Origin of the sequence: Streptomyces sp. NPDC015130 (assembly GCF_043080005.1) — a bacterium.
GTDB lineage: Bacteria > Actinomycetota > Actinomycetes > Streptomycetales > Streptomycetaceae > Streptomyces.
Window position 1 is genome coordinate 340,271 of the sequence record NZ_JBIBVC010000005.1, and the last position, 22,782, is coordinate 363,052.

Here is a 22,782-nt window from a genome sequence, read left to right on the forward strand (position 1 = left end):
GTTGACGAGCAAGAGGTACGATGCCCACAAACGTTTGAGCCGACCAGGTGGCGGGCGGAGAAGATGGCAGTCGTGGAAGAGCTGACGGGCCGCGAGGCGGTGATCCAGCGCCTGCGCGACGTCGGCCTGCGGGTCACGGGCCCCCGCCTGGAGGTGCTCACGGTGCTCGCCGCCGGCGGCCATCTCGACGTCGAGGCGATCACCACGACCGCCCGCGAGCGGCTCGGCACGCTCACCAGCCAGGCCGTGTACGAGATGCTGCGGCACTTCCAGGAGACCGGCCTGGTCGGCAAGTTCGACCGCCCCGGCCTGCCCGCCGTCTTCGAGATCTCCGGCCCCCCGCACCAGCACGCCCTGTGCGTCGTCTGCGGCCGCGTCGAGAACGTCGCGGCGACCGCGCCGAAGCCGCCCCGGGGCGCGCTGCCGGAGTGGACGGTCGAGGACGCCGAGATCGTCTTCAAGGGCCTGTGCCCCGACTGCCGGACGGACGCACCCGCCGCCTGAGCTGCGGCGAACCCCGTGCGCGCCGTTCGAATGTGTGGCAGGGTCTAGCGGGGCGATTCATGAGGATCCAGGGGGATCCGAGGGGAGTCCGCTGCGCCGTGTCCAGAAACGCCGCCGCTGCCCGTACCGGCAGCGACCAGGCTCTCGCCGTCTACCAGCAGCTTCGCGCCCGTCCGGGGACGACCTTCGCCGAGGTCGCCGACCGGCTGGACCTCTCCGCCGAGGAGCGGGAGCGATGTCATGACGAACTCGTCTCCTTAGGACTCACCGCACCCGCGTCACCGCAACCCGTCGTCGACCCCGACGTGGCCCTGCTGCGACTGCTGCGCCGGGAGCGCGACCGGCTCCAGGAACGCCTCGCCGCCACCAGCCGCGCCCACACCGCCCTCGAAGCCCTCGCCGGACCGTTCCTGCGGGCCGGGGCCACCCCGCGCGGGGAGATCGAGGTCGAGATCGTCGAGGATCCCGCGCGCGTACGGCGGAGCCTCGTGGACCTGACGGACTCCGTCCGGACGGCCGCGCACTTCATGCACACCGGCTCCGTCCGCCGCGAGGAGCTGCCGGGCGAGCTGGCCCAGGACCGCCTGTGGGCCGAGCGCGGGGTCCGGATCCGGGCCATGTACAGCCGGCGGGCCGCCTCGGTGCCGGAGATGGCCCAGCACCTGGAGGAGCGGGCCGCGCTGGGGGTGGAGGTCCGTTTCGCCTCCGTCGTGCCGATGAACATGGTCCTCGCCGACGAGAACTTCGCGCTCCTGCCGACCGATCCGCACGACCTGTCGTCCGCCGCGATCCTCGCGCGCGGCCCCGGTCTCGTCCGCTCGTACCTCGCCCTGTACGAGTACTGCTGGACGGCCGCGGCCCCGTACGGCGAGGACGACGAGCCGGAGAAGGGCGGCGGCGGGCTCTCCGAGCAGCAGCGGGCGGCGCTCCTCATGCTCGCCTCCGGCATCAAGGACGAACAGATCGCCAAGAACCTCGGGGTCTCGCTGCGGACGGTGAGCCGGCTGCTCTCCGAGGTCATGCAGGAGCTGGGGGCGGCGAGCCGGTTCGAGGCGGGCGTCAAGGCGTCCCGGCTGGGTCTGCTCGACGGCGAGGCCCCGTAGGGGCCCGACACAAGGGCGGGATTCCGCCGGGGAGTTCGGATGACGCACGATGGACGCCTGATCGGTCGGACCGGCCCGATCGGTTTGACGGACGGCCGCCCAGCCGGGTGACACGGGTGACGGCGGCGCGACTCGAGGGAACAGGGGGTCACTTCGCCTTGATCACCACCGGCGGCGGTACGGGCACGGGCAGCGGGACCGAGCGCTCGGAAGGCTCACCCGATGCCGTGGTGAACCTCTACCAGGAGCTGCGCAGGCGCGGGGTGTCCAGCCTCGGCGAGGTCGGGGCCCAACTCCGGCTGTCGCCCGAGGAGTACGAGCGATGTCGTGGCGAACTGACGGACCTCGGACTCATCGTGCCGACCAACCCGGCCCAGCACGGGGCCCGCGCCGAGCTCCGGGCGGGCCTCCGGGAGGGCGGGGACGGCCGGCAGCAGGACGGCGACGGCGACACCGTCGCGGTGATCGACCCGGAGATAGCGCTGCTGCGGCTGCTGCACCGGGAGCGGGAGCAGCTGCGCGAGCACCTCGACGAGGCGGACCGGGCGTACGGGACGCTGGAGACCTTGGCGGGGGCGTTCCTGCGGGCCGGTTCCCTCACTCGCTCGGACGCCGACGTGGAGCTGCTGAGCGACTACCGGCGGATCCAGCAGGTCCTGGAGGACATCACGGACGTCATCCAGCACAGCCTGGCGTCGATGCATCCGACGTCGCTCGTGCGGGAGGTGGCGGAGCGCGTACTGAGCCGGGACCGGCGGCAGATCGAGAACGGGGTGCGGGTCCGCGCCATGTACAGCGAGCGGGTCACCTCGGTGCCGGAGGTGGCGGAGCTGCTGCGGCGCCGGGTCGAGACGGGTGTGGAGGTCCGCATCACCCCCGCCGTCCCGATGACGATGATCATCGCCGACGCGCAGTTCGCGATGGTCCCGGTGGATCCGGCGGAGCCGATGGCGGGGGCGGTGCTGGCCCGGGGGCCGGCCCTGGTCCGCTCGTACATCGCGCTGTACGAGCACTGCTGGCACACGGCCTCGCCCTACGGGGACGGCAGTACGCCCGAGCAGGGCGGTGACGGGCTCTCGGAGCAGCAGCGTGCGGCGCTGACGATGCTGGCCTCGGGGATGAAGGACGAGAAGATCGCGCGGGGGCTCGGGGTGTCGCTGCGGACGGTGAGCCGCATGCTGTCGGAGCTGATGCAGGAGATGGGCGCGACGAGCCGCTTCGAGGCCGGGGTGCGGGCGCACCGGCTCGGCTGGGTCGACTGAGATCCGGGAATGGCCGTCCATTGTCCTTCTGGCATACGGAAAAGGCCCCGCGCACGCCCGGACGGGGGCGTACACGGGGCGTGCGCGGAGCCTTTTCCGATTCCCCGACGCTCAATTGGCAGGTATCGGCGCCGGGGAGACCTTGTTCCACTCGTTTCCGTTGGACGGGGACGACGTGGGGGTGGGGGTCGGGGTGGCGGTGGCCGCACCGGCCGCGCCCTCGGCCACCACGTGCTGGGGGGCCGGGTCCGCGCTCGGGGCCGTCGCCAGGGCCGCGCCGCCGGCGACGGCGAGACACGCGGCCGCGGCGAGGGCGAACTGACGGGCGGCCTTGCGCATCCCCGTGGTGTGCTCAGCAGACATGATTCCTCCAGGAGTGGGAATGTGAATTCCGTCTTCCGGGGGCCCGTGCCGCCGGGCGTTCCCTGAAGACATCTCCATTCTGTCCTCGGCCCGGATTCCGATCCAGGGATTGTCCGGGCGTGGACCCGCCATGGCGTGGATGCGTCAATACGCCTTCTCCGCAACGGAATTGCACCATCCGGAGCTCTCCATACCTTTGGTCGAACCAAAAGAGGTGCTAGACTTGAGCTACGGCCTTCTCGTTCCTCCAGGAGAGAGAGGCCGCCGGGGCAGGGGCGTGCCGCCGCCCCTGCCCCAACCCCCCGCCCTGCCCCGGACCCCGGACCCGGCCCTCCGCCAGCGCCTCCCGGTACACCTCGACCGTCCGGCCGGCGGACGCCCTCCAGCTCATCCCGCGCGCATGGCGCACCGCCGCCTCCCCCATCATCCGCACCTCCTCCGGGTGCGCCGCGAACCACCGCAGCCGCCGCGCGTACTCCACCGGGTCGTGGCCGTGCACCAGCAGCCCCGTCCCCCCGTCCCGCACCGCCGTCGGCAGACCGCCGACCGCCGCCGCGAGCACCGGCGTTCCGCAGGCCTGCGCCTCCAGGGCCACGAGCCCGAAGGACTCGCTGCGCGAGGGCACCACCAGCACGTCCGCCGCCCGGTACCAGTCCGCCAACTCCCCCTGCGGCACGGGAGGACAGGCCCGCAGCACGTCGGTGACGCCCAGCTCCCCCGCCAGCTTCCAGGCCGTCCCCTCCCGGGTCGCGCCCGAGTGGCCGCCCACCACCGGCACCAGGAGCCGGCCGCGCAGCCCCGGCTCCAGGCGCAGCAGCTCGGCCACGGCCCGCACCAGCACGTCCGGGCCCTTCAGCGGCTGGATGCGGCCCGCGTAGAGGGGGACGAAGGCGTCGGCCGGCAGTCCGAGCCGGGCCCGGGCGGCGACCCGGCCGCCCGCGGCGGGGCGGAAGGTCCGCAGGTCGACCCCCGGGCGGACGACCTCGGTCCGCTCCCCCGGAGCGCCGTACAGGGCGCGCAGCGCCTCCGCCTCGTCGGCGGTGTTGGCGATCAGCCGGTCGGCGGACGCGACGACCTGGAGCTCTCCGCGGACGCGGAGCTCGGGTTCGGGGGTGTCGCCCGCGGCGAGCGAGGCGTTCTTCACCCGGGCCAGGGTGTGGGCGGTGTGCACGAGCGGGACGCGCCAGCCGACCGAGGCGATCCGGCCCGCCTGCCCGGAGAGCCAGTAGTGCGAGTGGACCAGGTCGTGGCGCCGGCCCTCCTTCAGCAGGGCCAGCGAGAACGGCACGACGAGGTCCGGCATGGCCTCCTTGGGCAGCGGCCCGCGCGGCCCGGCCTGCAGATGGCGGACCCTGACACCGGGGGCGAGCTCGACGGGCCCGGGCAGGCCCTCGCCCCGGCAGCGGGTGAACAGGTCCACTTCCACGTCCAGTTCGGCGAGGGCCCGGGACAGCTCGACCATGTAGACGTTCATGCCGCCGGCGTCCCCCGTCCCGGGCTGGTGGAGCGGGGAGGTGTGGACGCTGAGCATGGCGACGCGCAGGGACACGTGGGACTCCTGTGGAGTGGGGGCCACGTGTCCCTGCGCGTGGCTCGCGCGCACGGTCACGCGACAGGGAGGGGGACGAGCATGGGTGCCGGGCACCGACGTACTGGACTACGGGAGTACTTAGTTGCTTAGTAGTAGGGGTCAGAAGCCGAAGACCGGGCCGGACGGCGGAGCCAGCCGGGTCCCCGGGAGGGGGCCCGTCAGCGCGTGCCAGTCCACCGGCCGGCCCGTCTCCACGTGGAGCGCCGCCGCGAGCCGGTCGGCACCCTCCGGCATCACCGGACGCGCCCACGCGGAGAGCGCCGACGCCACCGCCAACTGGGCCGCGAGCGCCGGGAGATGACGGCAGGAGGCGCTGGGCCTGCACCGCTCGTGGGCGTTCACGTGACCGAAGTCGGCCACCGAGCGGACCATCTCGTCGAGGACGGCGACCGCCCGGCGCGGGTCGAAGGCGTCGGGGCCGTACGCCTCGCGCAGGTCGTCCACGCCCCGGTGCAGCCGCCGCTCCAGGATCTCCCAGCCGGTGCCGCCGGGCAGCGCCTGCGGCGCACGGCCCCCGCACTCCTCCCGTACGGCGGCGAAGAGGCGGCCGAGCCAGCTGTTCCAGCTCTCGTCCAGCTCCCGGCGGGCCGCCGCGAGGCGCTCCCGGTGGAAGACGGTCCGGCGGCCCAGCGGGCGGGCCTGGAGGACGTGCCGGCGCAGGGTGTCGGAGCCGTACTCGGTGAGGAGGTCGAGCGCCCAGACGTTGCCCTCCTGGACGCCTTCCTCGATGACGTACGACTCGTTGACGTTGAAGTCCTGCGGCAGCTTGACGTCCTGGGCGAGCAGCAGCACCGGCAGGAGCACCGCGTGGCAGAAGGAGTGCCCGAAGCCGCAGAAGTGGATGGCGCGGCGGGGCAGCGGGCCCTTGGTGTCGTAGCCGAAGAGGTGCATCGCGGCGGCCTCGAAGCAGCCGTCGATCCGGTGCTCGGGGAAGCCGTCGACCGGGACCGGCAGGCCCCACTCGGCGGGGTGGCCGACGGCGATGTCCGGCAGCCCGTCCTCGACGAGCGACTCGCACAGCGCGGCCAGCCGGGGCGGGAGCCCGGCCGTCGCCCAGTACTCGGCGAGCGTCTCGCGGAACGGCTCCAGGGGCACGTACAGCCGGCGGCAGCGGCGGGCTGCCGCCGGGGTTCCGCAGACCGCGCAGCGCGCCGAGAGGAGGTCGCCGCCGTCGTTCGGGCGGGCGCACTCGTGGCACATGCCGCCGTCGCTGTCCGCACCGCAGTGCGGGCAGCCGCCGGTGGCGTGCGCCCCGTACAGCCAGCGGTCGCAGGGCTCGCAGTAGGGCAGCAGGCGGGTGCGCGGGGCGATGACCCCCTGGGCGAACAGTCTGCTGAAGAGGTCCTGCACCCAGCGTCCGTAGCCCTTGTCGCGCCGGGGGCGCACGATGTGGTCGAACTCGACCCCCGAGCGCAGCCAGTCGGCGGTGATCGCGGCGCGGTAACCCTCCGCGACCTCCTCGGGCTTGCGGTGGTGGCGCAGCGCGCGGACCTCGACGGAGCTGGCGTGGTCGGCGGTGCCGGTGGTGAACCGGACCGCCTCCCCCTCGGCCCGCAGGTAGCGGGTGAGGACGTCGGCGGCGACGTACGGCCCGGCGAGATGACCGATGTGGAGTTCGCCGTGGGTGGCGGGCGGGGTCGCGGTGATCCAGACGGGGGTGCTCATGGGACCTCCTTGACGCTGTGGTGCGGTGGGCTTCAGCGAAGTGAGCGGGGCGGCGGGCCGCGGGTCAGCGGGGCTCGAAGTGGAAGGAACGGATGAAGCAGTCGCGCGGCTGCTCGACGGCGTAGACGATGCATTCGAAAAGGGCCTGGGTGGTCAGCTTCTCGTCGGGTGCCATTCCGTCCGGATTCGATCCGTCCCATTCCGCGAACCGCGGATCCGAGGTCGAGAAGTCGGGCGGGAAGAGCGAGAAGACGCGGACCCCGGAGGGCCGCAGCCGGCGCGAGAGGATGTCGGCGAATCCGGCCTGCGCGCTCTTCGCGGCCCAGAAGGCCTCGTGGGCGGCGCCGGCGGTCGCCGCGGAGGCGCCCTCGGCGTCGCGGACGGCGACCATGTTGACGATGTCGGGGCGGAGCGAGCCGCGCAGCAGCGGCAGGAAGTGCTTCACCATGAGGACCGTGCCGCCGGCCGTCGACTCGATCGTCTCGACGATCTCGGCGTCGCTGGCGGCCTCCAGGTCCATGCCGTCGAGCCACCGCGCGCCGTTGTTGACCAACAGGTCGACCCGGTCGGTGCGTTCGCCGACGCGGGCGGCGAACTCGCGGATCTCGGCGGGCCTGCTCAGGTCGCAGCCGAAGGCGTGGATACGGTCACGGGCCGAGCCCATGACCTCGGCGCGGGTGCGTTCGGCGGCTTCGACGGTCCGCGCCGAGACGTAGACCTCGGCGCCGAGGTGCGCGAATCCGACGGCGAGCGCGCGACCGAAATAGCGGGACGCTCCGGTCACGACGACACGCAGATTCTCGAATTTCATGTGTGTCTGCTCTCCCCACGGATACCGATTGCCGGTCCATTTCAGCGTGGCAGAGAAAGGACGGCGGAAGCCCGGTGAAAGGGTGCGCGTTCACGCCGTTGCGTGGACACGCCACGGCAGTTCCAGGCCGCCGAGGACCCTCGCGCGCTTGTGGTGGACCCGGACGCGGTCGGCCGCGGCGGAGACGGTCACGGTGCCGCCGGGGGTGCGGACGGGGCCGGCCGGCGCGGGGACGACAGTGCCGTCGAGCGCACCGGCCGCGGCGAGGGCGGCGGCGCCGGTGAGCGCGAGCCGGGGGTGCCAGCCGCCGACCGTGAGGGCGCGGACGGAGAGCCCGTCGGGTCCCGCGGAGAAGGCGGCGATCTTGGGGAGCGCGGAGCGCGGCCCGTACCCGAGGAGCCGGGCGGCCTCGGCGCGGAGCGCGAGCAGCCGGCCCTGGAGGGCCTCGTCGGGCCCGGGGAGGTGGCGGGCGTCGACGAAGACGTACGGGTTGCCGTACCGCACGAGGGAGACGGGCACCCCGCGGAGGACGTCGAGGGGGCGGCCGGTGGGGAGGGTGCCGGGGGCGGTGGGGGCGCGCAGGAAGCTGAGCGTGTACGCGTCGCCGTGCGGTTCGCGCTCGCACAGCACGGTGTCGCCGGTGGTGACGGCGCGGACGGTCACGGGCCCGGGGCGGCCGTCGGCGACGACACAGGCGAGGAGGGAGTGGCCGCAGCCGGCACGGAAGTCGAAGGTGCCGCCGGGGAGGGCCTGGACGAAGCGGTAGCCGAGGGTGTGCCCCGCGCGGGTGGCGGGGCCGTAGAGAGCGATCTTGTTGAGCTCGGCGTACGCCGTCCCGGAGAGCGCGTGGCGCAGCCGCGCCAGCTCGGCCCCGAGCGCGAGCGCCCCGGCGGGCAGCTGGTCGAGCCGCACGACGAGGGTGGGCCCCGGGGCGTCCTCGGCCCGGACGAGGGTGGCGGGGACGACACCCGCGGCCCGCCCCGACACGGCAGGGGGCGGGGCGGGTCCGGGACGGCGAGGTCCCGGGCGGTCAGGCCGCACAGTCGGCCGGGATCCGCATGCTGCGGACGACCTCCGTCCACAGCTCGTGGACGGCGAGCCCCCAGAGCGCCAGGGCGTCGTGCTGCGAGGGGCGTTCGAGCTGGCGGGCCAGGAGCTTGCGGACCCGGTCCGCGCGGACCTTGCCGCCGAGGACGAGCCGGGCCGGCGAGAGCAGCTCGCGGACGGTGTCGAGGAGCGGGCTCCCGGGGGCGAGCATCGCCGCGAGCGGCAGCGTGAAGGGCTGCTTGGGCCGCCGCAGGACCGCGGCGGGCAGCAGCTCCGCCCCGGCCTCGTACAGCGCGCGCTTCCCCGTCCGCGCCCCGGTCGGCAGGGCGCGGGCGTGGGCGACGACGGACGGCTGGCAGAAGGGCATGCGGGCCTCGACGGCCCAGGCCATCGAGAGGTGGTCGACGCGCCGCAGGTGGTAGGCGGGGAGCCGCCAGCGCGTCTCGAAGGAGGTCATCGCGGTGAGCCGGTCCGCGCCGACGGCCTCGGCGGAGCGCAGCTCCTGTTCGATGCGGTCGGCGGCGGAGCCCTGATCGGCGATGTGGGCGCGGTAGTCGGCGGTGTAGAGGTGGTCGCGGAGGAGGCGCGGCGCGGCCGAGAGCGCGTCGGCGTAGGCGCCGGCCCAGTCGGCCCCGGCGGGGGCGTCGAGCGCGGCGCGCATCCGGTCGTAGCCGCCGAAGAGTTCGTCGGCGCCGTCGCCGGCGAGCGCGACGGTGAAGCCGTTCTGGCGGACGGCGCGGAAGAGCGCGTACGTGGAGAGGGTGATGGGGTCGGCGTTGGGCTGGCCGAGGTGGCGGACGGTCCGGGTGAGGAGCGAGGGGAGCTCGTCGGGGTCGACGGAGACCTCGTGGTGGACGGTCCGGGCCCGGCGGGCGACGGAACGGGCGTACGCGGCCTCGGAGTCCGGCCACTTGCCCCGGTAGGTGAGGTGGAAGGTGTGGAGCGGCGGGGCGCCGGTCTCGCGGGCGTGTTCGGCGGCGAGCGCGGTGACGAGTCCGGAGTCGAGGCCGCCGCTGGTGATCGCGCACACGGGCACCTCGGCGTGGGCGAGCCGTCGGACCTCGTGGCGGAGGAGGTCCTGGGTGCCCGCGGCGGGCGCCTCGGGCGTCCGGGGGCCCCGGCGCCGTACGACGGGAGCCGCGCCCGGGCGGACGAGCGCGGTGGCGCCGGGCGGCAGGACGCCGACGCCGTCGAGCGCGGTGTGCGTGGAGAAGGACGTACGGGTGGCGAGGACCGTGTCGAGGGCGTCGTCGCGCGGGGAGATCCGTACCCCCTCGAAGGCGAGGAGCGCGGGGATCTCGGAGGCGAAGCGGGTGGAGCCGTCGTGGGGATCGTGGTGGAGGTAGACCGGCTTCATGCCCATGTCGTCGACGGCGAGGACGAGTTGGTGGGAGCCGGGCCGCAGGTCCAGGACCGCGACGGCGAACATGCCGTCGAGGTGCTCGGCGAAGGCGGGGCCGTACTCGGCGTAGAGGGCGGGGAGCACGGTGCCGTCGCAGCCGTCGGGGAAGCGGTGGCCGCGGGCGGCGAGCGAGCGGCGCAGTTCGGCGTGGTTGTAGATCTCGCCGTTGAGCACGGCGAGGACGCCGGGGAGGTGCGGCAGCCGGTAGGGCTGCCGGCCGCCGCACGGGTCGGTCACGGCGAGCCGGTCGCAGCCGAGCGACCAGCCGGGCCCGCTGAGCACCTGGTGCTCGTCGGGGCCGCCGTGGCGCTGGCGGGCCGAGACCGCCGCGAGCTCGGCGGGGTCCGGGCGGTCCGCCCCCGCGGCGATGGTGCCGAGAATCCTGCACATGGCGGTCGCCTCCGTTGTCCGAAGTCACTGTCCGTCTCTCCCGACGGCCATCCCACACTGGTCGCACCCAATGATTTGAATCTACCAAGTTTTTGAGTGGCGCGTAAGTGCCATGTCCAGTTCACGCCACGGCCCGGCCTTGCGACACCCCCGCCGCCCCAACAGGCTGGCCCCATGAGGGACATGGAGGAAATCGCGAAGGACCGCGGCGCGCCCGAGTCACTGCTGGTCGTGGCCGCGCACCCGGACGACATCGAGTTCTGCGTCAGCGGCACCGTCATGCAGTGGATCGAGCGCGGCACCCGCGTCACGTACTGCATCGTCACGGACGGCGGCGCCGGGGGTTACGACGAACGGCTCCCCCGGCAGGCGATGGCGGACCTGCGCCGCGCCGAGCAGGTCCACTCCGCGAAGCTCAGCGGCGTCGCCGACGTCCGGTTCCTCGGCTACCCCGACAGCTTCGTCGAGGCCTCCGTGGAGCTGCGGCGCGATCTCTGCCGGGTCATCCGCGAGGTGCGCCCGCAGCGGGCGATCATCCCGTCCCCCGAGATCAACTGGGCGCGCGTCGCCGACCTCCACCCCGACCACCGCGCGGTCGGGGACGCCTGCCTGCGCGCGGTCTACCCCGAGGCCCGCAACCCCTTCGCGCACGCCGAACTCCTCAAGGAGGAGGGCCTGGAGCCGTGGACGGTCCACGAGCTGTGGCTGATGACCGGCCCCACCCCGAACCAGTACGTGGACGTCACCCCGGTCTTCGACCGCAAGGTCCAGGCGCTGCGCATCCACACCTCGCAGACCGCCCACTTCGACGACCTGGCGGGCCTCCTCCGCGCCTGGCTCGGCGAGCACGCGACGGCCGGCGGACTGCCGCCCGGCCGGATGGCGGAGGCCTTCCAGATCGTGCACATCGACTGAGCCGGCCTCCCGGCGGAGTCCTTGTGGCGGCCCGGGGCCCATGAGACCGTGAGCGGCACACGTGGGGGCGCGCGTCACCAACACGCGCGTGAAGAGGGGGAGTTCACGCCATGGCCATGGACGTACCTGACCTGTTCGAGACCCTGATCGCGCACTACCTCGCCTGGCCGGAGGCCGACGAGGACGCCTACCTGTCGGCGGCGAACGGCCTGACCTCGTACGCCGACCTCACCCTGGACGACACCTGGGCCGCCCACAAGCACATCGAGCGGCTGCTGTCCTCCGGCAGCGGCGAGGCGATGGACGCGCTGGGGCAGCACTGGGTCAAGGTCAAGGACCAGCACGCCGCCGCCGTCACGGCGGCGGCGCAGCAGGCCGCCACCGCCGCGGCCGAGATCGCCGCCGACGTCGCCGCGGCGAAGGGCAGCGTCATCCGGATCGCCGCCCACCTCGCCGAGGTCACCGTCGCGGCGGCGGCCGCCGGGGTGGTGACCTTCGGCGCGAGCGCGGCCGTGGTGGCGACCGCCACCAGCCAGGCCCAGGCACAGTCGAAGGCGGTCTTCTCCCAGTGCCTGAACAGCACGGTCCGGACACTGGCCCGGCTGCGGAAGGACCCGTCGGTCGCCTCCCTCGAAAGCGTCGCCGCCGACCTCGCGGCGGGCGTCGGCGGCCAGGCGATCGGGGCGGCGGGCGGAGCGGCCGGCGGGGTGGCGGACGGCTCGGACACCGGCCGGGGCTGGGGCCGGGGCCTTCCCTCCGACACCGGCCGCGCCATCGGCAAGGGCGTCCACGTCGACCACGAGGAGCACCGGCTCGCGGCCGGGAAGCTCCGGGAGGTCGCCACGACGATCCTCGGGACGACGGCGGGAGCGCTGTCCCAGGCCGTCGCCCACCACGCCACGGCGGCCACCGGCTCCCTCGGCTCGGTCCTCGCCCCGGAGCTCGACTCGGTCCTGGACCACCTCTCCAGGGCCAACACCGCCTACGGCGACCACCTGAACGGTCCGCTCCCCGACGCCGTCCTGCTGATCTCCACGAGCCAGCAGTCCACGGACGACGACAACAAGCAGCGGATGTCCCAGCTGGACCGCTGACCGCCGCGCGGAGAGGCCTCTGGTGTGCGCGGCGGTGATCGGGTTCAATGCCCTTCCGTCGACGAACAGGGGCCTTCCGTGAGCGAGTTACCACCCTCCCAGGACCGTGTACCACCGCAGGCACCGCCGGCGCCGAGGCAGCCGCCGGATCAGTCACCGGCAGCGGCACCGAGACCGACCTCGCCACCGGCGCGGACACGGGCACCCGCCACGCCGCCGCAGGCGCCGACACCGACCGCTCCGGCACGGGAGGTCCCGGACCAGGAACCTCCCCGCCCCCGTCGGCTGGGCGAGGTCGCCGCGATCGTGTCCGCCCTGACCGCCCTGGCGGGTCTCCTGCTGGGCTTCTTCGGCCTCCCGACCCTGGTCAACTCGCCGACGGCCCGCCCGGTCGTGGTGACGGTCACCGTCCCCGCCCCCGCCCCCTCCGGCACGGGCACCGACACCGCGGCCACAGCCACAGCCACCGCCACCGCCACGCCGTCACCGGAGACGAGCGGCCCGGACGCGGACGACCCCCGGTCCCTCCCCGCCCCGCCCCCGCTGCCGACCGGCACGGTGGCGCTCAAGGACCTCACTCCCCTCGGCGACTGGGGAGCCGACGAGGTCGGCCTGAGCACCGCGACGCTGGGGGGCAAGGCCCACCCGAACGCGATCATCGTCAGGTATCCGTGCCAGGGCCCCGTCGAGTACGGCCTCAACCAGCGGTACAAGAGCCTCACCTTCATCGTCGGCCTCGACGACAACGGCCTGGCCACACCCGGCAAGCTGACCGTGACGGGCGACGGAAAGCCGCTCAAGAGCGTGATGCTGGAGATCAACCGTCCGCAGTCCGTCACGGTGGACCTCACCGGCGTCATCAGGCTCGGCATCGCGCCCGACATCATGGACGGCAGCTACTGCACCCCCGACGGCGTCGTGATCGCACTCGCCGACGCCGTCCTCCGCTCCTGAGCCGCGATCAAATGCCTCGACACCCGTCCGGGTGATCGGGGAGGCTTCGCGCGATGACCAGAACCGACGACACACCGCCCGCGTGGGACGAGCGCACCCAGCTCACCACGTTCCTCGACTACGCACGCGACACCGCCCGCGCCAAGTGCGACGGCGTCTCCGCCGAGAACGCCGTCAAGGCGCTCCTGCCGGGCTCCCCGCTGATGACCCTGAACGGACTGGTCAACCACCTCCGCTGGGTCGAGTACTACTGGTTCCAGGTGGTGTTCCTCGGCGAGGAGGACCGGGGCCCCTGGACCGAGGAGGACCCCGACCGCGAGATGCGGATCGCCGTCGACTTCCCGCTTCCGCAGCTCCTCGACGAGTACGCCGCACAGAGCGCCGCCTACCGCGAGCTGGTCGCCGCGAGCAGCCTCGACGAACAGGCCAAGCGGCCCGTACGCGGCGGCCTCCACGTCGACCTCCGCTGGATCCTCCTCCACCTCACCGAGGAGACCGCCCGCCACAACGGCCACCTGGACATCCTCCGCGAACTCCTCGACGGCACGACCGGCGACTAGGGCGACCCCATGGCCGAGAACACCGGGAACACCGGGATCGCAGACGACGAGCACGACGCGGACGGCGCGGAGACCGCGAGGGAACTCTCCTGGCGGGCCGCGTCCGTCGGCCTCGCGGTCCTCGACGTGGACGACGCCGAGCTCGTGCACGGCTGGCGTTCCGACCCCGTGGCCGCACACCAGATGGGCATGTGGCCACGTTCGCTCACCGCTCTGCGCGAGCGCATCGAGCGCGACATCGACGACGACGACCGCGACGACTTCCTCGTCCTCCTCCCCGGCGGCGACCCCGTCGGCCTCGTCGGGCTGACCGCCCAGAACATCGTCAACGGCACGGCTCAGGTCGAGCTCATGCTCGCTCCCGGGCATCGCGGGCACGGCCACGGCACCGCCGCCCTCGACGCCCTCGTGGACCTGGCCTTCGGCGAGCTCCCGATGTACCGGCTCACCGCGGAGACCCACACCGACAACAGGCCCGCGCTCGCCGTCCTGGCCAGGTCCGGATTCACCCGGGAAGGGACCAGCCGCGCCGCCTGTCTCCACCGCGGCCGCCGCCACGACCTCGCCGTGTTCTCCCTGCTCCGCCCCGAATGGGAGGAACTGGACCGTCCGCGAGCCTGGGACGCCTGAGCCGGAACACCCCGGCGGCGGGAAGCGGTTCCTCCGCCGGGGCCGTGGGTACGGGGCGGGCATGTCCAAGGGCTGGCGTTGGGTTCTTCTTGCCGGGTTCGTCGTCTGGACCGTCTTCGCGCTCCAGTGGACCGACCTGGGCTGCGACTATCCGGAGGCGTACCTCGCGGTCGTGCGCTTCGGTACGCCGGAGGGGCTGGAGTTCCTGCCCGCCTGCCACGGCTAGGGCGTGTTGCGAAAGTCCCGCCTGCCCGGCGGCGCCTATGGCGTCGCGGGGCAGGCGGGAGTTTGACGACAGGGCCTAGCGCCTGATCCGAAGGGGCGGTCCTCAGCGCGTGCCCGTGCGGGGCTTCGGCAGGTGGCGGAGGGAGAAGGCTCCCAGGGCCGCGTGGAGTGCGGCGGCCACGGCGGCCGCGGTGTGCAGGCCGGTGACGAAGGCCGACCTCGCCTCACCGACCGTCGCGGCCGTCAGACCGGGCACCCGGAGCGTCTCGTTGAGGGTGCCCGCCACGTCGGGGCCCTGGAGCCGGAAGACCAGGGCCGCCAGGGAGCCGAGGAGGGCGATGCCCAGGGCGTTGCCGATCTCGTTGCTCGTCTCGGCGATCGCCGCCGCCGCCCCGACGCGCTCCGCGGGAACCGCGGCGACCGCCGTGTCGGCGACCACGCTGAACGAGATCCCGTAGCCGAGGCCGGCGACGACGGTCGACGCCACGTACCAGCCGATGCCGCCGGAGACGGTCGTGGCGAGGAGCAGGAGCATCCCCGCGGCGACGAGGAAGTGGCAGGTGACGAGCGCCGCCCTCGTGCCGGTACGCGCCACCGCCGCCGGCGTGACCACACACGTCGCCGTGAGCACGGCCGCGCCGGGAAGCGCGACCAGCGCCGCGTCCAGGACGCTCAGTCCGAGGACCGACTGGAGGTAGATGCCGCCGAGGTACGCCGTCGCCGACCAGGCGGCCAGCGGCAGCAGCCCGGTGACGGCCGCGATCGTGAACACCCGGTCGCGGAACAGCCGGAAGTCGATCAGCGGCTGCTCCAGGCGGAGTTGGCGGCGCACGAACCCGGTCAGGACGGCGACGCCGACGGCTCCCGTGGTCAGGGCGGTGACGTCCGGCCCCTCCGTGGCGGCGTGCTTGACCGCGTGGACGGCCGACAGGATGCCCACGGCCGAGAACAGCACGCTCGGGACGTCCACCCGGCCCGCCCGGGTCGTCCGCACCTCACGCAGCAGGACCGGGGCCAGGACCAGGAACAGGGCGACCACGGGGAGGTTGATCAGGAAGACCGAACCCCACCAGAAGGAGTCCAGCAGCCGTCCCCCGACGACCGGGCCGATCGCGAACCCCGCCGCGAAGGTCGCCGCGAAGATCCCGATCGCCCTCGCCCGCCGGCGCGGGTCGGTGAACAGTTCGCTGAGCACCGCCAGCGCCGACGGCAGCAGCGTCGCACCCGCCACGCCCATCAACGCCCGGCAGGCGATGAGCAGTTCCGGACCCGAGGCGAACGCCGCCCCCGCCGAGGCCGCCCCGAACACCGCCGCCCCGGCCGTCAGCAGCCTCAGCCGGCCGTACCGGTCGCCGATGTTCCCGAACGCGATGAGCAGCGACCCGACGGCGAACCCGTAGACGTCCAGGATCCACAGGGCCTGATCGGCGGTCGGCGACAGCGCCTCGGACACCTTCGCCATCGCCAGGAACAGGACCGACCCGTCCATCGCCACCAGCAGGACCGGGCCGAGGACCACGAGGAGGCCCAGCCATGCCCGCCGGTCCGACGCGGGAGGGATCGATGCGGGGGGAGACGACGAAGGGGGTGATGAGGGGGGTGGTGATGAGGGGGGTGGTGGTGAGGGAGGTGGGGGTGAGGGAGGCGATGGGTGTCGCTGCGCCGCTTGCTGTTCGTCCATGGTCCGACGGTGCGGCGCGTCCGACCCCGCAGCCATCCCCGTCCCGTGGGTACACCTCGCAGGGACACCCTGGCCGCCGCCCCGGCGCCTACGCTCGAAGCCATGGAACTGGAGAGCCTCGGGGCCTATCTCAAGGCCCGGCGCGACCGGGTCACCCCCGCCGACGTCGGGCTGCGCACGTACGGCACCACCCGCCGCGTACCGGGCCTGCGCCGCGAGGAGCTCGCCCACCTCGCCGGGGTCAGCGCCGGCTACTACACGCGCCTGGAGCAGGGCCAGGCCGGCACCGCCTCCCAGCAGGTCCTCGACTCCCTCGCCGGGGTGCTCCGGCTCGATCCGGCCGAGACCGCCCACCTGCACAACCTCGCCCGCCGGCCCGCCGCACCCCGGCTGACCCGCCCCCGCCCCGAGAAGCCGCACCCGCGCGTCCTCGCGCTCCTGGCCTCCCTGGCCGGGGCCACGCCCGCCGTCGTGCTCGGCCGCCGCGGCGACGTCCTCGCCTGGAACCGCACCGGACACGCCCTCGTCGCGGAGCACGTCGACTTCGACGCCCCCGGCGATCCCGCGCGCCGGCCGTCCGTCCCCCGGATGTTCTTCCTCGACCCGCTCGCCCAGGACCTGCACCGGAACTGGGAGCAGCTCGCCCGCACCCACGTCGCCTATCTGCGCCTCACCGCGGGCCGGTACCCCACCGACGCCCGGCTCGCCGAGCTGATCGGCGAACTCGCCATGCGCAGCCGAGACTTCGCGAGGCTCTGGGCCAAGGGCGAGGTCGCGGACTGCACGGTCGGCACCATGCGCCTGCGGCACCCGACCGTCGGCGCGGTCGACGTCGACTACCAGGTGTGGCTCCAGCCCGAGAGCCCCGACCACCGCCTGGAGGTCTACACGCCCAACGACACCGCCTCGACCGACGCCCTGCGCCTGCTGTCCGACCAGGTCGCGGACCACGTCGCGGACCGGGCCGCGGACCACGTCGCGGACCAGGCCGGTCACCAGGCCGGACAGCAGGTGGCCGGGCGGGTCGGCGCCGGGTCGGCCCGACGGTGCGCAGCCCGGTCCGCGTGACGGTGCGGCGGCCGGGCCGGCCGCTCAGCGCCGCCAGAACAGGTGGTGGGTCACCCCGCCGGCCGGGCTGGGCACGGTCTCGTGGTGGAACCGGTCGTCCAGCTCGTCGGGGGACTCCCAGAGCCGTACCCCGGCACCGATCCGCACCGGCGCGACCGCCACGTGCAGGGTGTCGACGAGGTCCGCGTCGAGGAACTCCCGGACGACCGTGGGACCGCCGCCGAGCCGGACGTCCTTCCCGCCCGCCGCCTCCCGCGCCATGGCGAGGACCGTCGCCGGGTCGTCGTCCACGAAGTGGAAGGTGGTGTCGGAGAGCGTGAACGACGGACGCTTGTGGTGAGTCATGACGAACACCGGCGTGTGGAACGGGGGTTCGTCGCCCCACCACCCCCGCCACTCCTCGTCGGCCCAGGGCCCGCGCTGCGGACCGAACTTGTTGCGGCCCATGATCTCGGCGCCCATGTTCAGCCGGTAGGACCGCGTGAAGTAGTCGTCGAGGCCGCGGCTGCCCCCGGGCTCGGTACGCATGGGCCAGCTCGCCGTGGCACCGGCCCAGGCGAACAGCTCCCCCGGATCCGCGTGCCCGAACGGCCTCTCCAGGCTCTGGCCCTCGCCGGTGCCGTAGCCGTCGCTCGACACCATGAAGTTCTGCACTCTCAGCAGCTGGGGCGCGCCCATGTGCTCTGCTCCTGTCCTCGTCGGCGTCGTCGGGGCGGACGTCAGCGGACGACGTCGAAGACCTGCTTCTGCAGGCCGTTGGCGTAGACCTCGTGCTCGACGAGCTTCAGCTTCTGGGTGTCCTTGTCGGTGGTGCTGAAGAGCCGCTTGCCCGCGCCGAGGAGCAGCGGGAAGACGAGCAGGTGGTAGCGGTCGATCAGGCCGGCGTCCGAGAGGGCCCGGTTCAGGGTGGCGCTGCCGTGGACGATGATCGGGCCGCCCTCGGTCTCCTTCAGCGCGGCGACCTCGTCGAGCGAGCGCAGGATCGTCGTCTCGCCCCAGTTCGACACCAGGTCGTCCTCGGTGAGCGTGGTGGAGACGACGTACTTCGGCATCGTCCGGTACTCCGCGAAGTCCTCCATGTCGGGCCACACGGGGCTGAACGCCTCGTAGCTGGTCCGGCCCAGCAGGATCGCACTCGCCTCCTTCTGCTCCCGGCCCTTGATCTCGTAGGCCTCGGGGAGGAACTCGATGTCCTTGAAGGTCCAGCCGGAGTTCCGGTAGCCGGGCTCGCCGCCGGGGCCCTCCACGACGCCGTCCAGGGAGATGAAGGCGGAGGTGATGAGAGTGCGCATGTCGGATCCTCGTTCGCTCGGTGTCTCGGTGTCTCGGTGTCTCGGGTTCTGTGAGCTATGACCGGGGGTCGTGGAGAAACTCATCGGTCGGCATCGGGTGGATGTGCGGCCGACATCCGATCGGCGTTCGGCCTGTCCCCGGTCGATGTCCGAGCATAGGATCGAAGTATGGCGAATCGGTGCAATTCAACCCTGTCCCTGTGGTCCCGGGACTCGTTCCTGTCCATCGGATCGGTGGGCTCGGCCCTCTCGATCGGTTCCGTCGGGTCCTTCCTCTCCGTCGGCTCGGTCGGCTCCGCGCTCTCGGCCGGCTCCGTCGGTTCCTGGGCGAGCGCCGGCTCCCTGCTGTCCGCCCGCTCGTGCTGGTCGGTCATGTCCTACCGCTCCCGGCGGGGAGTCCTCGCCACGGGCGCGGTCCTCGCCGTCACGGGAACGGTCGCGGGTGCCGTCGCCCTGACGTCCGGGGCCCGGCGAGGCCGCTGAATCACGCCCGGCCCCCAAGTAGCCCTGCTCTGCCGAGGCTTGAGCACGATGATCGCACGGTTCGCGCTGTCCGCCGGCGATTCAGAGCGCTTCCGGCACACCCGGACGCAGGCGGCGGAGCCGGCCCTTCAGGTCCGGGGCCGCGAAGGCCTCCTCGATACGGGCCGGGTCCTCCGTGAAGTGGGACCAGGAGTCGTAGTGGAGCGGGATCACCGCGCCGGCACCGAGGGTGCGAGCGAGGGCGGCGCCCTCCGCGGCACTCATCGAGAAGGCCAGGTCACCGGTGGCCGGGAAGTGGGCGTCGCCCAGGTGGAGGAAGGCGGTGTCGATCGCGAAGCGCTCGCCGATCTCCGCCAGCGCGTCGTGCCGGACGGTGTCGCCGGAGACGTAGAGCGTACGGCGCCTCACCTCGCGTCCCCCCTGCTCTCCGCGCTCCCCCGGCTCCCCGTACTCGACGACGAAGCCCGTCACCGGGCCGGTGACCTGCTCCGTGCCCTCGGGGCCGTGTCGCGCGGGGGTCGCCGTGACCCTGACGGTGGTCGCGCCGACGGTGACCTCGCGGCTCTCCCAGGGCGCGAGCCCCTCCGCCGCGCCGCCGAGGCGTTCGGCCGCGGCCGGGGTGGTGAGGATCCTCGCGGCCCGGCCGAGGAGTTCGCGGCCCGCCCGGTCCAGGTTGTCGGCGTGCTGGTCGTGGGAGAGCAGGACCAGGTCGACGGGCGGCAGCCGGTCGGCGCCGAGCGCGGGGCCTGTCGTGCGGTGCAGCGGGCGGGCGGCCGGGTAGTCGGCGGGGCCCGGGTCGAGCGCGGGGTCCGTGAGGACGGTGAGGTCGCCGATCCGGAGGAGGACGGTCGCGGTCCCCAGGTAGGTGACCGACGCGGGCGCGGGCGGGACCGCCGCAGGCGGGGTCGCGGTCACGACCGGGCCGGCTTCGGCGCGTCGATCTTGGACTGGAGGTTGGCCAGGAGGAGCTGGAGGAGCTCGATGGTCACCTCGTCCGTGAGGTTGCCCTCGGCGTCGAAGCGCTCGTGCGAACGGAACACGTGCACCTCCGGCTTCACCACGACGTCGTTGTCCGTCCAGACGAAGATCTGGCGCAGGGCGAGCTGCGCGCGGACGGTCCCGAAGTTGGTCGGGGCGGCACCGAGGATCGCGGTGGGCTTGCGGTGCATCGGCAGGCCCTCGGTGCGGGTCCAGTCGGTGCTCAGCCAGTCGAGGGCGTTCTTGAGGACGCCGGGGACGGAGTAGTTGAACTCCGGGGTGGCGATGAGCAGCCCGTCCGCCTCCGTGACGCGGCGGCGGAGGTCGTCGACGACGGCCGGACGCAGCTCGGGGGTGTCGAGGTCCTGGTCGTACGGCGGGATGTCGCGCAGGCCTTCGTAGATCTCGATGTCCTGGCCGGGGCTGAACTTCTGGGCGGCGCGCAGGAGTCGGGTGTTGTGCGAGTCGGCGCGGACGGAGCCGGAGATGGCGAGGACCTTGGACGGGGACGCGGACGTGGCCGTGGACATGGGGACTCCTGACAGAGAGGGAGGGGTGGAGGGAGGGAGAGGGCGAGGGGTGCGGCGGCGCCGGTCCCCGACGAGGAAGAAGCTAAACCGATCGGTTCAGTCTGTCAACGGAACGGTTCAGTCTTGACAGTGAACTGAATGGTGTAGTTCATTCTTGGCATGGCCACCGACATCGCCGCGACGCGGACCGTCGCCCGCGTCATCCGCCCCTTCCACACCCTCGAAGGCGCCGGATTCCCCGTCCGCCGCCCCTTCCCCACCGAGGAACTCCCCCTCCTCGACCCCTTCCTGATGCTCGACCAGGTCGGCCCGACCGAGCTCGGCCCCGGCGAGGCCCAAGGCGCCCCCGCCCACCCCCACCGCGGCTTCGAGACCATCGAGTACGTCCTCGACGGCCCCATGACCAACACCGACTCGCGCGGCGAGACCACCGTCGTCCGCGCGGGGGGCGTCCAGTGGCTCACCGCCGGCTCCGGGATCGTCCACGAGTCCCTGCCCACCCCCGAGTTCCTCGCCTCGGGCGGCCGTCGGCACATGTTCCAGATCTGGGTGAACCTGCCCGCCCGCCTCAAGGGCCTCCCGCCCTACAGCCAGACCGCCGAGGCCTCCGAACTCCCCGTGGCCACCGCCCCGGACGGCACCACGGTCACCGTCCTCGCCGGCAAGAGCCACGGCGTGATCGGCCCGTTCACCACCCGTACGCCGGTACTCGTCGCCCACGCCCGCCTCAGGCCCGGCAGCCGCACCGAGTTCACCGTCCCCGCCGACCACAACGCCGCCGTGTACGCCATGGAGGGCGCCGCCACCGTGAACGGCGAACCGCTCACCGACGGGCACCTCGCCGTCCTCGGCCGGGACGGCGAGCGCTTCACCGTGGAGACGGCGGGGCCCGGCGCGGCGGCCGACGTGCTGGTCCTCGCGGGCGAGCCCATCGGCGAGCCGGTCGCCCGCAGCGGCCCGTTCGTGATGAACACCGCCGACGAACTCCGTCAGGCCGAGCAGGACTTCGCACGCGGACTCATGGGGCGGATGCCGGTATGACCGCGGACCCGCGCACGACGACCGCACAGCCCGACGAGGCCGCGGACGGCCTGCCCTCCTCGCACGCCGGTCGTGCCTCGGACGCCGCCCCCGCTCCCGCCCCCGGGCGGGCGTACGGCGGTCCGGTCCTCGCGCTGCTCGCCGCGCCCGCCGCCATGGGCGTGTCCGGGCCGACCCTGGCCCTGTCCGACGCCGCCCGCGCCTTGACCGTCCCGCCCGGGACGGCGGCCTGGCTGCTCACCGCGTACGGGATCGGCATGGCGGTCGGTACGCCCCTGCTCACCGCGGCCGGCGGGCGGCGCGGCCCCGCCGGGACCGTCCGGGCCGGCGCTGCCGTCCTCGTCCTGGGCGCCGCCCTCTCCCTCGTCGCCCCGAACCTGCCGCTCGCCGTCGCCGGGCGCGCCCTGGAAGCCGCGGGCGCGGCCGGGCTGAACGTCGCGGCCTTCCAGATCGCCGGCCGGGACCGCTCCGGCCGGGCCGCCGGGATCGTCGCGATCGGCAGCGCGGTCGGCGGCACGTCGGGGCTCTTCGTCGGCGCGGCCGTCGCCGGAACGCTCGGCTGGCGCGCGACCCTGGTGCTCCCGCTCCTCAGCCTGCTCGCCCTCGTACCCGCCCTGCGTCTCGCGGCCCGCACGGGGCCGGAGCCGGCGCCGGAGACCCGTACCGCCGCCACCGCACCGCGACGCCCCCTCTCCCTCCCCCTCGACGTCCTGCGCGACCCCGGCTTCCGCACCGCCGCCGGGCTCATGCTGGCGCTCTCCACCGTCAACTTCGCCCTGCTGTACGCGGCTCCGCGCCGCGTCGCGGGCCTCGCCGGCTGGGACGGCGTGCAGACCGGCGCGGCGGCCTCGATCGCGACCCTCGTGGGCGCCCTGCTGTCCTGGCAGCTGATCCGCGCGGCTCCGGCACGGGGCATGCGCCGGATGCGGCTGCTGCTCGCCGCCGGGTCCCTGGCGGCGGCCGCCCTGGCCTCGTTCGCGCCCTGGACGGCGGTGGTCCTGATCGGCTCGGCGACCAGCTCGCTCGTCACGGCCGGCGGGCAGGGCCTGCTCACCGGCGCGGCGACCGGGCGCCTCCCGGAGGCCCGGCACGGCACGGCGATCGGCCTGTTCAACCTGGCGTTCCTGCTCGGCGTGGCGGCGGGCCCGGCGGTGGCGGAGGCACTGACGGCCGGCTGACGGCCGGACGGGAGC

At 73.7% G+C, this 22,782-nt stretch carries 24 protein-coding genes; 13 read left to right on the forward strand and 11 right to left on the reverse strand.

The genetic code is table 11. From position 1 onward, the window contains the following. Positions 1-63 precede the first annotated feature (63 nt). The 3 genes from ACF08F_RS12985 to ACF08F_RS12995 all read left to right on the forward strand — a co-directional run bounded on the left by ACF08F_RS12985 (position 64) and on the right by ACF08F_RS12995 (position 2,869). On the forward strand, positions 64-504 hold the full coding sequence (locus ACF08F_RS12985; protein ID WP_392298547.1) for a Fur family transcriptional regulator: 441 nt from the start codon (positions 64-66) through the stop codon (positions 502-504). Positions 505-602: 98 nt separating this feature from the next. Beyond that, entirely contained in the window at positions 603-1,607 is a 1,005-nt protein-coding gene (locus ACF08F_RS12990) for a LuxR C-terminal-related transcriptional regulator (RefSeq protein WP_392298548.1), read from the forward strand. A gap of 158 nt (positions 1,608-1,765) precedes the next feature. Beyond that, the gene (locus tag ACF08F_RS12995; protein ID WP_392298549.1) at positions 1,766-2,869 is read left to right on the forward strand and encodes a LuxR C-terminal-related transcriptional regulator; all 1,104 of its coding nucleotides are present in this window, start codon (positions 1,766-1,768) and stop codon (positions 2,867-2,869) included. Positions 2,870-2,980: 111 nt separating this feature from the next. On the opposite strand, the gene ACF08F_RS13000 is transcribed toward ACF08F_RS12995, so the two are convergent. The 6 genes from ACF08F_RS13000 to asnB all read right to left on the reverse strand — a co-directional run bounded on the left by ACF08F_RS13000 (position 2,981) and on the right by asnB (position 10,138). After that, the gene (locus ACF08F_RS13000; protein ID WP_392298550.1) at positions 2,981-3,232 is read right to left on the reverse strand and encodes a hypothetical protein; all 252 of its coding nucleotides are present in this window, start codon (positions 3,230-3,232) and stop codon (positions 2,981-2,983) included. Between the two features lie 217 nt (positions 3,233-3,449). Then, entirely contained in the window at positions 3,450-4,763 is a 1,314-nt protein-coding gene (mshA, locus tag ACF08F_RS13005; protein WP_392298730.1) for a D-inositol-3-phosphate glycosyltransferase, read from the reverse strand. Positions 4,764-4,922: 159 nt separating this feature from the next. Beyond that, positions 4,923-6,488 carry a class I tRNA ligase family protein gene (locus ACF08F_RS13010; RefSeq protein WP_392298551.1) on the reverse strand — a complete coding sequence of 522 codons (1,566 nt, stop codon included), beginning with the start codon at positions 6,486-6,488 and terminating at the stop codon, positions 4,923-4,925. A 64-nt stretch (positions 6,489-6,552) separates the two neighbouring features. Beyond that, entirely contained in the window at positions 6,553-7,299 is a 747-nt protein-coding gene (locus ACF08F_RS13015; protein WP_392298552.1) for an SDR family oxidoreductase, read from the reverse strand. Between the two features lie 90 nt (positions 7,300-7,389). Beyond that, positions 7,390-8,286 (reverse strand): hypothetical protein, encoded by an 897-nt coding sequence (locus ACF08F_RS13020; RefSeq protein WP_392298553.1) that lies wholly within the window; start codon positions 8,284-8,286, stop codon positions 7,390-7,392. A gap of 43 nt (positions 8,287-8,329) precedes the next feature. Next, on the reverse strand, positions 8,330-10,138 hold the full coding sequence (gene asnB, locus ACF08F_RS13025) for an asparagine synthase (glutamine-hydrolyzing) (protein ID WP_392298554.1): 1,809 nt from the start codon (positions 10,136-10,138) through the stop codon (positions 8,330-8,332). A gap of 174 nt (positions 10,139-10,312) precedes the next feature. On the opposite strand from asnB, the gene ACF08F_RS13030 reads away from it, so the two are divergent. The 6 genes from ACF08F_RS13030 (at position 10,313) to ACF08F_RS13055 (ending at position 14,517) form a co-directional block, all read left to right on the forward strand. After that, a complete protein-coding gene (locus ACF08F_RS13030) occupies positions 10,313-11,053 on the forward strand; it encodes a PIG-L deacetylase family protein (RefSeq protein WP_392298555.1) in 741 nt (246 codons plus the stop codon). A gap of 110 nt (positions 11,054-11,163) precedes the next feature. Further along, positions 11,164-12,147 carry a hypothetical protein gene (locus tag ACF08F_RS13035; RefSeq protein WP_392298556.1) on the forward strand — a complete coding sequence of 328 codons (984 nt, stop codon included), beginning with the start codon at positions 11,164-11,166 and terminating at the stop codon, positions 12,145-12,147. A 306-nt stretch (positions 12,148-12,453) separates the two neighbouring features. Next, the gene (locus tag ACF08F_RS13040; RefSeq protein ID WP_392298557.1) at positions 12,454-13,101 is read left to right on the forward strand and encodes a hypothetical protein; all 648 of its coding nucleotides are present in this window, start codon (positions 12,454-12,456) and stop codon (positions 13,099-13,101) included. A 53-nt stretch (positions 13,102-13,154) separates the two neighbouring features. Next, complete coding sequence (locus tag ACF08F_RS13045) at positions 13,155-13,661, forward strand: DinB family protein (RefSeq protein WP_392298558.1); 507 nt, start codon at positions 13,155-13,157, stop codon at positions 13,659-13,661. A 9-nt stretch (positions 13,662-13,670) separates the two neighbouring features. Next, entirely contained in the window at positions 13,671-14,291 is a 621-nt protein-coding gene (locus ACF08F_RS13050) for a GNAT family N-acetyltransferase (protein ID WP_392298559.1), read from the forward strand. A gap of 61 nt (positions 14,292-14,352) precedes the next feature. Next, a complete protein-coding gene (locus ACF08F_RS13055) occupies positions 14,353-14,517 on the forward strand; it encodes a hypothetical protein (protein WP_392298560.1) in 165 nt (54 codons plus the stop codon). 102 nt (positions 14,518-14,619) lie between these two features. Here ACF08F_RS13055 and ACF08F_RS13060 read toward each other — a convergent pair whose 3' ends face one another. Next, the gene (locus ACF08F_RS13060) at positions 14,620-16,005 is read right to left on the reverse strand and encodes an MFS transporter (protein WP_392298731.1); all 1,386 of its coding nucleotides are present in this window, start codon (positions 16,003-16,005) and stop codon (positions 14,620-14,622) included. Positions 16,006-16,299: 294 nt separating this feature from the next. Between ACF08F_RS13060 and ACF08F_RS13065 the strand changes: the two genes are divergently transcribed. Continuing rightward, positions 16,300-17,265, forward strand: coding sequence for a helix-turn-helix domain-containing protein (locus ACF08F_RS13065; RefSeq protein ID WP_392298561.1), 966 nt, complete (start codon positions 16,300-16,302; stop codon positions 17,263-17,265). 24 nt (positions 17,266-17,289) lie between these two features. On the opposite strand, the gene ACF08F_RS13070 is transcribed toward ACF08F_RS13065, so the two are convergent. Both ACF08F_RS13070 and ACF08F_RS13075 read right to left on the reverse strand, forming a co-directional pair. Beyond that, positions 17,290-17,943: a dihydrofolate reductase family protein gene (locus ACF08F_RS13070; protein ID WP_392298562.1), complete on the reverse strand. Its 654-nt coding sequence runs from the start codon at positions 17,941-17,943 to the stop codon at positions 17,290-17,292. A gap of 41 nt (positions 17,944-17,984) precedes the next feature. Then, on the reverse strand, positions 17,985-18,557 hold the full coding sequence (locus tag ACF08F_RS13075; RefSeq protein ID WP_392298563.1) for a dihydrofolate reductase family protein: 573 nt from the start codon (positions 18,555-18,557) through the stop codon (positions 17,985-17,987). Between the two features lie 168 nt (positions 18,558-18,725). Here ACF08F_RS13075 and ACF08F_RS13080 point away from each other — a divergent pair, with 168 nt between their 5' ends. Continuing rightward, on the forward strand, positions 18,726-19,040 hold the full coding sequence (locus tag ACF08F_RS13080; protein ID WP_392298564.1) for a hypothetical protein: 315 nt from the start codon (positions 18,726-18,728) through the stop codon (positions 19,038-19,040). An 81-nt stretch (positions 19,041-19,121) separates the two neighbouring features. Here ACF08F_RS13080 and ACF08F_RS13085 read toward each other — a convergent pair whose 3' ends face one another. Continuing rightward, on the reverse strand, positions 19,122-19,955 hold the full coding sequence (locus ACF08F_RS13085; RefSeq protein ID WP_392298565.1) for an MBL fold metallo-hydrolase: 834 nt from the start codon (positions 19,953-19,955) through the stop codon (positions 19,122-19,124). Then, positions 19,952-20,548 (reverse strand): NADPH-dependent FMN reductase, encoded by a 597-nt coding sequence (locus tag ACF08F_RS13090; RefSeq protein WP_392298566.1) that lies wholly within the window; start codon positions 20,546-20,548, stop codon positions 19,952-19,954. Before ACF08F_RS13090 ends, ACF08F_RS13085 begins: the two co-directional genes overlap by 4 nt. A gap of 159 nt (positions 20,549-20,707) precedes the next feature. Between ACF08F_RS13090 and ACF08F_RS13095 the strand changes: the two genes are divergently transcribed. Both ACF08F_RS13095 and ACF08F_RS13100 read left to right on the forward strand, forming a co-directional pair. Then, a complete protein-coding gene (locus ACF08F_RS13095; RefSeq protein WP_392298567.1) occupies positions 20,708-21,589 on the forward strand; it encodes a pirin family protein in 882 nt (293 codons plus the stop codon). Continuing rightward, positions 21,586-22,767, forward strand: coding sequence for an MFS transporter (locus ACF08F_RS13100; RefSeq protein WP_392298568.1), 1,182 nt, complete (start codon positions 21,586-21,588; stop codon positions 22,765-22,767). Before ACF08F_RS13095 ends, ACF08F_RS13100 begins: the two co-directional genes overlap by 4 nt. Positions 22,768-22,782: the final 15 nt, after the last annotated feature.